Source organism: Nocardiopsis lucentensis DSM 44048 (assembly GCF_000341125.1).
GTDB classification, from domain to species: domain Bacteria; phylum Actinomycetota; class Actinomycetes; order Streptosporangiales; family Streptosporangiaceae; genus Nocardiopsis; species Nocardiopsis lucentensis.
On record NZ_ANBC01000585.1, the window covers coordinates 1 to 9,912 of the forward strand.

6 protein-coding genes and 2 pseudogenes are annotated in these 9,912 nt (G+C 73.5%); 3 read left to right on the top strand and 5 right to left on the bottom strand.

Annotated elements, in window-relative coordinates; translation table 11 throughout:
* The 3 genes and pseudogenes from D471_RS0120655 to D471_RS0120665 form a co-directional block, all read right to left on the bottom strand.
* Positions 1–306, bottom strand: a pseudogene (locus D471_RS0120655) (ATP-binding protein); the annotation flags it as partial.
* 204 nt (positions 307–510) lie between these two features.
* Entirely contained in the window at positions 511–2,043 is a 1,533-nt protein-coding gene (locus D471_RS0120660; protein WP_017600382.1) for a glycerol-3-phosphate dehydrogenase/oxidase, read from the bottom strand.
* Between the two features lie 45 nt (positions 2,044–2,088).
* Positions 2,089–2,676, bottom strand: a complete 588-nt coding sequence (locus D471_RS0120665) for a TetR/AcrR family transcriptional regulator (RefSeq protein WP_017600383.1) — start codon at positions 2,674–2,676, stop codon at positions 2,089–2,091.
* 17 nt (positions 2,677–2,693) lie between these two features.
* Between D471_RS0120665 and D471_RS0120670 the strand changes: the two genes are divergently transcribed.
* Complete coding sequence (locus tag D471_RS0120670) at positions 2,694–4,322, top strand: FAD-binding oxidoreductase (RefSeq protein WP_017600384.1); 1,629 nt, start codon at positions 2,694–2,696, stop codon at positions 4,320–4,322.
* A gap of 113 nt (positions 4,323–4,435) precedes the next feature.
* On the opposite strand, the gene D471_RS39640 is transcribed toward D471_RS0120670, so the two are convergent.
* Positions 4,436–5,140, bottom strand: coding sequence for a hypothetical protein (locus tag D471_RS39640; protein ID WP_017600385.1), 705 nt, complete (start codon positions 5,138–5,140; stop codon positions 4,436–4,438).
* Between the two features lie 487 nt (positions 5,141–5,627).
* Between D471_RS39640 and D471_RS35355 the strand changes: the two genes are divergently transcribed.
* The gene (locus tag D471_RS35355) at positions 5,628–8,165 is read left to right on the top strand and encodes an ATP-binding protein (protein WP_051059230.1); all 2,538 of its coding nucleotides are present in this window, start codon (positions 5,628–5,630) and stop codon (positions 8,163–8,165) included.
* On the top strand, positions 8,146–8,832 hold the full coding sequence (locus D471_RS0120685; protein ID WP_017600387.1) for a response regulator: 687 nt from the start codon (positions 8,146–8,148) through the stop codon (positions 8,830–8,832). The genes D471_RS35355 and D471_RS0120685 overlap by 20 nt, the downstream gene beginning before the upstream one ends.
* A 161-nt stretch (positions 8,833–8,993) precedes the next feature.
* On the opposite strand, the pseudogene D471_RS35360 reads toward D471_RS0120685, so the two are convergent.
* Positions 8,994–9,912 (bottom strand): annotated as a pseudogene (locus tag D471_RS35360) (aminoglycoside phosphotransferase family protein); the annotation flags it as partial.

Consider the following 9,912-nt stretch of genomic DNA (forward strand, 5'->3'; position numbering starts at 1 on the left):
CCGGGTCACCTTGAGCACGAAGGTCTGACCCTCCTCCCCCGAACGGCTGTGCCGCAGGGCGTTGGTCGCCAGCTCCGTCCCCAGCAGGGAGAACACGTACCGGAAGTCGCCGTCGCGGCTGGCGGCGCAGGTGTCCAGGAAGGCCCGGCACAGGGGCACGCTTCTGGGCTCCCCGCGGAACTCCCAGTGCCGTTTGGTGAAGGGCACCGGGGGCCGTCCGTTGAAGTAGTGCCGGTACTCGTCCGGTACACCCGCCAGGACATCGTCGTCCTCTGCGAGCGCGGGCACGGAAACGAGCGTGGGCATGGGTGACTCCTTCGGCGGGGCGGTTCAGTGGGCGGGAGAACCGAGTCAGGGGGAGGCTTGGGAGCATCCGGGGCCGTGAGGGAAGCGGCGCGCCGGACCGGCTACGACCATACGCGATCGACGCCCTGTGGGACAGGGGATGTCGGTGTGGCGCGTTCCGCGAACACGGTCCGAAGCGAAGCGGCGGGACCGGAACGAGCGCCGCTACCCGTCCGCCAGCGCTGCCCGGGCCGCCGCGTCGGCGGCCGTCCGATCCCCGTCGACCAGCCCGATCCGCGTACGCCGGTCCAGCAGGTCGTCCACGTCCAGGGCCCCCTCGTGCCGGACGGCGAACCGCAGCTCCGCCCCGGTGACGCCGCACGCCACCGGTTCGAGCAGCGCGGGGTCCCCTCCGGCCTCGGCGACGACGTTCGGGGCCTCGGCCCCGTACCGGCGCACGAGGCGGCGCGGGACGTCCATCGTGTCGAGCTCCTCCCGGGAGGCCGCGCCGACCAACGGAAGCGACCGCGTCCGGCAGGGCCCGGCGGACAGCCGCCGTGCGCTCACGGCGGCGTCCACCGCCTCCTCCGCCATCGCCCGGTAGGTGGTGAGCTTGCCGCCGACCACGGTGACCGCGCCCGTGGGAGAGACGGTGACGGAGTGCTCCCGGGACAGGTCGGAGCTGGCCCCGTCCCCTTCGATCAGGGGGCGCAGCCCGGCGAAGGCCCCGAGCACGTCCCGGTGTCCCAGACGCGTGCGCAGCGCGACGTTGAGCCGGTCGAGGATGAAGTCGACGTCGCCGTCGGGGACGTCGGGCACGCGGGGGGCGGGGCCCTCCAGGGGTTCGTCGGTCAGCCCCGCGAACACCCGCCCGTCGGCCTGCGGGAGCGCGAACACGAACCGGTTGACGCTGCCCGCGACCGGCACGGTGAGCGCGGCCCTGGGATGCCCGAGCGCGGCTCCGTCCAGCACCAGGTGGCTGCCTCGGCTGGGCCGCAGCCGCACTGACGGGTCGAGGTCCCCGGCGTGGACTCCGGTCGCGTTGACCACGGCCCGGGGCCGGACGCCGACCGTCTCGCCCGTGGTCCCGTCGCGCAGCCACACCCCGTCGGCGGTCACGGACTCGGCCGAACAGCGCGTGATGACGCGTGCGCCCTCCCGCGCGGCGGTCCGGGCGAGGGCGACCACGAGGCGGGCGTCGTCGACCAGCTGTCCGTCGAAGGACAGGATTCCCCCGCGCAGCCCCTCGGGGTTCACACCGGGCAGCAGCCGCAGGGTCTGGCGTGCGGTGAGCAGCCGTGGAGCCGGCAGGACCCGTTTGGGGGTGCCCGCGAGGACGCGCAGGACGTCGCCCATGCCCATTCCTCCGCGCACGAGCAGGGGGCGCGCCAGCCCGGAGCTCCGGTGCACCGGAACGACCATGGGGAGGGGACGGACCAGGTGGGGTGCGGTCACGCGCATGAGGACGTCGCGCTCGCGCGCGCTCTCGTAGGCGATGCCCACCTGGCCCCGGGCGAGGTAGCGCAGGCCGCCGTGGACGAGCTTGGAGCTCCACCGGCTCGTACCGAAGGCCAGGTCGTCGCGTTCGACGAGGACGGTGCTGAGTCCGCGTGCGGCGGCGTCGAGCGCGACCCCGGCACCGGTCACACCGCCCCCGATGACCAGGACGTCCACCTGTGGGTGGGCGCCCAGGTCCGCGAGGTCGGCGGCGCGTCGGGCGGCGTTCAGGGACGAGGACTCGGGAACGGTGTGGCGCATGGGGAGGTCCTTTCCTGGGTGTGGGAGGCGGGGCGGGCGGGACCGTCAGGGGGCGAGGTAGCCGTCCAGCAGGTCGGTGAGCTCGGCGACGAGGCCGGGCTCGTCGAGCAGGTCGGCGAACAGGCGGCGGGAGGTGACGGTGTTCTGGACGGTGACGAGCACGAGCCGGGCGAGGACGGCGGGGTCCCCGGGGCGGACCGACCCGTCGGCCTGGCCCTCGGCGATGACGGGCTCCAGCACCTCCAGGGCGGCGCGGTGGCTGGCGCCGAGCCGGTGGAACGTGTAGGTGGCCAGGAGTTCGGGCTCGGTGTCGACCACGCGGGTGAACAGGGGGTGGTCGAGCATGGCGCGCGCGACCCCGGCGGCGTGGCGGACCAGGCGTACCCGCACGCCCTCCCCGGCCAGGGCGTGTTCCGCGGACTCCTCCTCGGCCAGGAGGATCCGGCGCAGTTCGCGGGTGAGCAGGTCCGCGACCAGGGCCGTCACGTCGGGCCACCTGCGGTAGACGGTCGGTCGGCTGACCCCGGCGCGGCGCGCCACGTCGGTCAGGGTGGTTCGGCGCACCCCGAAGGCCTCGACGCAGGCGCGGGCCGCGTCCAGGATCTGATCCTCTACGTTACGTTTTGACGCCATATGTAAAACTGTAGAGCATGACTGATGAGAACTCCCCCACCGGCCCGCTGGCCGACCCCGCGCCCGAGATGAGCTGGTTCGGTTGGGGTGACCCGACCAGGGCGAAGACGCTCGACCCCGCGCTGCGCGACCTGATCGCCCAGGTCCTGCGCACCGAGCCCGAGGAGCGGCCCGCCGTCGCCGAGGACGAGGTCGCGTTGCCCGCCTCCCGCCTGGACGCAGGGACCCGCGACGCCCTGGCCGGGGTGGTCGGCGCCGAGCACGTGCGCGTGGACGACGCCGCGCGGCTGCGTCACCTCGGCGGCAAGAGCACCCCCGACCTCCTGCTCCGCCGGTCCGGCGCGGCCGACCCGGCGCCGGACGCGGTGGTCCACCCCGCCGACCACGACGAGGTCGAACGTCTGCTGCGGGTGTGCTCCGACGCCCGCGTGGCCGTCGTCCCCTTCGGCGGCGGCACCAGCGTCGTGGGCGGGGTCGCGCCCCTGAGCGGCGGGTTCCCGGCCGTGATCGCCCTGGATCTGCGGCGGCTGGACCGTCTGGTGTCCTTCGACCGCGTCTCCGCCACGGCGGTCCTGGGCGCGGGCGTGCGCACACCGCTCGCCGAGGCCCTGCTCGGCGAGCACGGGTACACGCTCGGGCACATGCCGCAGAGCTACGAGTACGCGACCGTCGGCGGGTACGCGGCGACCCGCTCCAGCGGGCAGGCGTCCTCGGGATACGGCCGGTTCGAGGACATGGTGGTGTCGCTGCGCGTGGCCACCCCGCGCGGCACCCTGGAGCTGGGCGGGCCGCCCGCGTCGGCCGCCGGTCCGGACCTGCGGCGGCTGATGCTCGGTTCGGAGGGCGTCCTGGGTGTGATCACCGAGGTCGGTCTTCGGGTGCGCCCCCGCCCGGAGACGGTGCTGGACGAGGCCTGGTCCTTCCCGGACTTCGCGACGGGCGCGGCCGCGCTGCGCGAACTCGCGCAGTCGGACGTGCGGCCGACCATGGCGCGGGTCCTGGACGAGTCGGAGACGTTCGTCGGCGCGGCGCTCGGCGGCCGGGAGGCCGTGCCGGGGTGCCAGGCGGTCCTGGGGTTCGAGGGGACCGGGGCGGACGTGGCCGCGCGGTCGGCCGCCGTCCGGGAGGTCCTGACGGCGGCGGGCGGCACACCGCTCGGCGCGGAGCCGGTGGCGCACTGGCGCGAGAACCGGTTCTCCGCCCCGTACCTGCGCGACACCCTGCTGGCGTCGGGGTTCGTCGCGGAGACGTTGGAGACGGCGGCGACCTGGACCGATCTGCTGCCGTTGTACGAGGCGGTCTCGGAAGCGCTGACCGGTGCGCTGGACGGAGACGAGGGCGGCGTCGTGGTGATGTGCCATGTGTCGCACACCTATCCGACCGGGGCCTCGCTGTACTTCACGGTCGCCACGGCGGCGGGTGAGGCGCCCCTGGAGCGGTGGGACCGGGCCAAGCGGGCCGCCTCGGACGCGATCGTGGCCCATCGCGGGACGATCACCCACCACCACGCGGTGGGCACCGACCACCGGCCGTGGATGGCGGCGGAGATCGGCCCGCTGGGCGGCGACGTGCTGCGCGCGGTCAAGACGGCGCTGGACCCGGAGGGCGTGCTCAACCCGGGCAAGCTGATCCCCGACGCGTCCTGAGCCGGGACCCCGGGCCGCGGCCCCGGCGGAGGGCGCCGGGGCCGCGGGTGACGGCGGACGCCCCGGACGCCCCCTGCCACCGCGGACACCCGTGAGGGTCGTGGGCGTCCGGGTCAGGCGCGCTCGGACTCCCGGGAGAGCTGTCGGTGGACCCGGTCGGCCAGGTCGTCGAGCTCCGCCATGGCCTCCTCCGTGTCGACGTCGCCGTCGAACACGCGAAAGACCGTCACGACGACGTTGACCGTGCTGAAGGACGCGAAACCGTGCACGGTCTCCTCGTCGAAGTAGCCGGGTTCGTAGAGGACGAGGGCTCCACCGTCTCCCACCGAGGTCGTGGCCCAGTCGAGGAGGTCCGTGTCCAGGTCCTCCTCCCAGTCCCCGTTCTCCAGGTCCTCCAGGAAATCCTCGGTTTCGTCACGTATGTCCTCGACGGCGGACCCGTCGTCCTCGTACTCCAGGAGGTTGACGGACACCGACATCACGTCCTCGGAGCCGTCCTCCACGTCACACCACAGGTACCCGATCAGGTCGTCCTGATCGCGGGACTCCAGGTCCTCCCCCTCCTCGTACTCGCCCTCGGCCCGCAGTCCCTCGGTCTCGGACATGGAGTCGAGGAACTCGCTCGACAGCAGGCGGCGGCAGCTCGGCAGGTCCGCGTAGGGACGGGAGCCGGACAGGTTCCAGACCAGCGCCCCGCCCGTGGCCAGCAGCGCGACGGCCGTCACGCTCGCGCCGATGATCAGTGCGAGCCGACCGGTGCGGCGCGGCGGGCCGCCCGGCCCGGGATGGCCCGGCGCCGACGGCTGCTGGGGCGGCACTCCCCCGGGACCTCCCGGACCGCCGTACGGACCTCCCGGCGCGCCGTACCCGGGCGGATACCCGTCGGGCTGGCCGCCGTACGGGGCTCCGGGCCGCCCCTGTGGAGGGGGCGGGGGCGGTTGGAAGTGGGGCTGGCCTCCGCCGTATCCGGGCTGCCCGGGCTGCGGGGGCCGTCCCGGTTGCCCGGGGAACGGCGGCTCGCCTGGGTTGCCCGGGAACGATCCGTCGTCGGGGGGATATCCGGTCATCGATGTCGCGGCGTGGGCACGCTCCGCGCTCGTCTCGGAGCGAACGCCGCACCTCCTCACAGGTGTCGCTGGGTCGCACGGAACGGATGGGGTGTGCTCCCCTCCACCCGCGTGGGGCTCGTGCGTTCGTACGACGACCCAGTATTGCGCCCACCGTCCGCGTCGTCATGTCCGCACTCCGCGACGGCGTGTGACACGGCGGGACGCGTCCCCCGCCCGAGCACGTGACAATGGAGTCGTGGCACGAGGAAAACTCCGCATCTACCTGGGGTCGGCGCCGGGGGTGGGCACGACCCACAACGCGCTGGCCGAGGCCCGCCGTCGGGCCGAGGACGGCACCGACGTGGTCGTGGCCGCCGCCCACACGCACCGCCGACAGCGCACGTCCGCCCTGCTGACGGGGTTGGAGGTGGTACCCCAGCACCCGTCCGGCGCGGTCGACACCGCCGCCGTCATCACGCGCGCCCCCGACCTGGCGCTCGTCGACGACCTCGCCCACGCCAACGGACCGGACGCGCCCACCTACGCCCGCTGGCGGGACGTGGAGAAACTGCTGGACGCGGGGATCGACGTCGTCAGCACGGTGGGGATCCACCACCTGGAGTCGCTCAACGACGTCGTCACGCAGATCACCGGTGTGCGGCCCGAGCAGACCGTCCCCGACCAGGTCGTGCGCCGCGCGGCCGAGGTCGAGCTCGTGGACGTCACCCCCCAGGAGCTGCGCCGCCGGATGGCGCACGGCGACATCCATCCGGCCGAACGCGTGGACGCCGCCATGGCCGCCTACTACCGGGAGGGCAACCTCGCCGCGCTGCGCGAGCTGGCTCTGCTGTGGACCGCGGACCGGGTGGAGGAGGGTCTGGCCCGGTACCGGGGCGAGCACGAGATCCGCAGCACCTGGGAGGCGCGCGAACGCGTCGTGGTCGCGCTCACCGGAGGACCGGAGGGAGAGACGCTGATCCGCCGCGCGGCCCGGGTCGCGGCGCGCTCGCGCGGGGGCCACCCCCAGCCCAGCCACCTGTTGGCCGTCCACGTGGTGAAGTCGGACGCGGTCGGCCGCCCCCTCACCGACCACCTCGTCCGCCAGCGCAAGCTGCTCGCGGAGCTGGGCGGCACCTACCACCAGGTGATCAGCTCCGACGTGCCCAAGGGGCTGCTGGAGTTCGCGCGGGGTGTGCACGCCACGCAGATCGTGCTGGGATCCTCGCGCCGCCGCAGCTGGGAGTACGTGTTCGGCCCCGGGGTGGGCGCGATCGTGGCGCGCGACTCCGGGGACATCGACGTGCACATCGTCACCCACGAGGAGGTCGGCAGCGGGATGTGGCTGCTCCCGGCCCCGGGGCGCGGTGTCGGCGAGCACCGGCGCGTGACCGGGTGGGTACTGGCCGCCGCGGCTCCGGCGCTGATGTCACTGCTCCTGTTGCTCCCCCCGTTCTCCGAGGTGGGGTTGTCCTCGGACGCGATGTTCCTGCTGCTGACCACGGTCGCCACGGCGGCGGTCGGCGGCCTGTGGCCGGCCCTGGCCTCGGCGCTCTGGAGCGCGTTACTGCTCACGCTGGTGCTCTCACCCAGCCACGACAGGCCACCGGTGTCCTTGGACAACACCGTGGCGCTCACCGCGTTCGTCCTGGTGGGCCTGCTGGTGGCGGTGGTGGCGGAGATGGCGGCGCGGCGGTCGGCGCAGGCCGCGCGCGGCCGGGCGGAGGCCGACGCGATCGCGCTGCTCGCGGGCAGTGTCCTGGCCGGGAACGAGCCCCTCCAGGCACTGCTGCGGCGCATCTCCAAGACCTTCGGTCAGCGGTCGGCGACGCTGTTGGAACGGGTGGAGGACGACCGGTGGAGCGCCGTGCACAGTGTGGGCGCACCCGCGTGCGAGTCGCCGGACGAGGCGGACGTGCTCGTGTCGATCTCCGACTCCCTGGCCCTGGCGCTGCGCGGCCGGGTGCTGCCCGCCGCCGACCGCAGTGTGCTGTGGGCGTTCGCCGCCCACCTGGGAATCGCCCTGGAGCACAAGCGGCTGGAGTGGGACGCCGCCGAGGCGCGCGGCCAGGTGGCGGGCAACCGCATCCGCACCGCGCTGCTGGCCGCGGTCTCCCATGACCTGCGCACGCCGCTGACGTCGATCAAGGCGAGCATGGCCAGCCTGCGGGCGACCGACATCGAACTCGACCCGGAGGACCGGGACGCCCTGATGGAGACCGTGGAGGAGTCCGCGGATCGGCTCAACCGGCTGATCGACAACCTTCTGGACATGAGCCGGGTGCAGACCGACAGCGTGCGCCCCAAGATCCGGCCCGTGGGGCTGGAGGAGGTGGTCTCGGCCACCCTGATCGGTCTGCCCCACGAGGCGGTCACGGTGGACGTGCCCGACTGCCTGCCCCGGGTCCGGGCCGACGCGGGGTTGCTGGAGCGGGCGGTGGCCAACGTGGTGTCGAACGCCGTACGGCACAACCCCGACCCGCGCGTGCCCGTGCTCGTGGCGGCGAGCGCGCACGGCGGGAGCGTGCAGTTGCGCGTGGCGGACCGGGGGCCGGGTGTGTCGGACGAGGGGAAGCAGCGGATGTTCGAGGCCTTCCAGCGCCTGGGCGACGCGCCCCAGGGCACGGGCGTCGGTCTCGGGCTGGCCGTCGCCCGTGGTTTCGTTGAGGCCATGCACGGCACGCTCTCCCCCGAGGACACCCCGGGCGGCGGGCTGACCATGGTGTTCGACCTGAGAGCCGCGGACACGGACGGCGAGGACGACGAGAGGGGGGCCCATGCGGGTCCTGGTCGTTGACGATGACATGCAGATCATCCGCGCGATGCGCATCAACCTGCGGGCGCGCGGACACGACGTGGACACCGCTCCCGACGGCGCCGCGGCGCTGCGTCTGGCGGCCGAACACCACCCTGACGTGGTCCTGCTGGACCTCGGACTGCCCGACATGGAGGGCATGGAGGTGATCCAGCGGCTCCGCGGGTGGTCCCAGGTACCGATCATCGTGCTGTCGGCGCGCCACTCGGCCGGGGAGAAGGTGCGTTGCCTGGACTCGGGCGCGGACGACTACGTCACCAAGCCGTTCGGCATGGACGAGCTGCTGGCGCGGATGCGCGCGGCGGAGCGCCGGTCGGTCCGCCTGGAGGAGGCACCGGTGGTGCGCACACCGTCCTTCACCGTGGACCTGGGCGCCAAGCGGGTGGTGCGGGACGGTGAGGAGGTGCGGCTCACCCCCACGGAGTGGCACATCCTGGAGATCCTGGCCCGGCGTCCCGGGCAGCTGGTCAGCCAGCGCCAACTGCTGCACGACGTGTGGGGCCCCGCCTATCAGAGCGAGACCAACTACCTGCGGGTGTACCTGGCGCAGCTGCGCAGGAAGCTGGAGCCCGACCCGGCGCGACCGCGGTACCTCATCACCGAGGCGGGCCGGGGGTACCGTTTCGAGACTCCGAGGACGGACGACTAGGCCCCGATTTCCCCTCCCGGAACGATCACCCGAGGGCGTTTCGTTCGGGCGCCGGCGGGGTTCTCAAGGGTCGAGGCTGCGCCGGAGGCGTCCGTGGAGGGTGGTGGCGGGCGACGGGCGGGCCGAAGCCCAGCGGAGGACCAGAACAAACACGGCCCGTGTCACCTGGAGTGGGAGCGGACCAGCGTATGGTCACCCGCCATCAGGTCCACGAGGGTCTCGAACTCGTCGGTGTGGCTCTGTGCGCGGTTGACCTTGGCGACCGCCAGGCAGGGCGCGAACGCGCGCACCCACTCCATCATCCGGTCGCCGTCCACTCCCATCGTCTGGGGGGAGGACGTCGACGCGCCGCTCCACCTCGGTGATACTCGTCGCCTTCCACACCGCCCAATCCACGGCGTCGGCCGCGCCGTCGCCCACGCAGGCGCGCGGGTCGAGCGCGACCAGGCCGCGTGAACCGCCGTCGAGCACGTTGCCCGGGTGCAGGTCGCCGTGCAGGGGGACGACGTCGGTCTCACCGATGGCCAGGGCGCGGGCCCGGCAGTAGCCCTGGTGCAGGGCGGTGGTGGAGATGACCTTGGCCGCGGGCCCCTCGTTGCGCTCGCGGTTCCACAGGTCGAAGATGAACTGCACCCGCGCCATGAGGGGGCGCAGCTCCATGAGCTGGCTCCGGGACACCTCCACCCCGTGGAGCTGGGAGAGGAGGGTCCCGATGGTCACCATGGGCGGGACCACCCCGATGTTGGCGACCGTCTCCCCCTCCACGCGTTCCATGAGGATGGCGCCGCGCCGCGCGTCCAGGTCCCACACCTCGGGCACCCGGTGGGAAGGCGCCCACATCCGCAGCATGTTGGCTTCGGTGACCGCGAGCCCGCTGTCCGGGGACAGCTTGAGGACACCTTCGCGGCCGTCGGACAAGGTGACGTACACGACGACGGCCGTGCGGCCGTGCGGTGCGCCTCCGTCGACGGTGAGCCGCCACTCCGTCGCGATCTTCTCGACGACGGAAGGAAGCTCGGACAGCCACTCGGTCACGTGGCCGCCGAAGCGCCGTTCCAGACGACGACGCTGGCGGGCGGC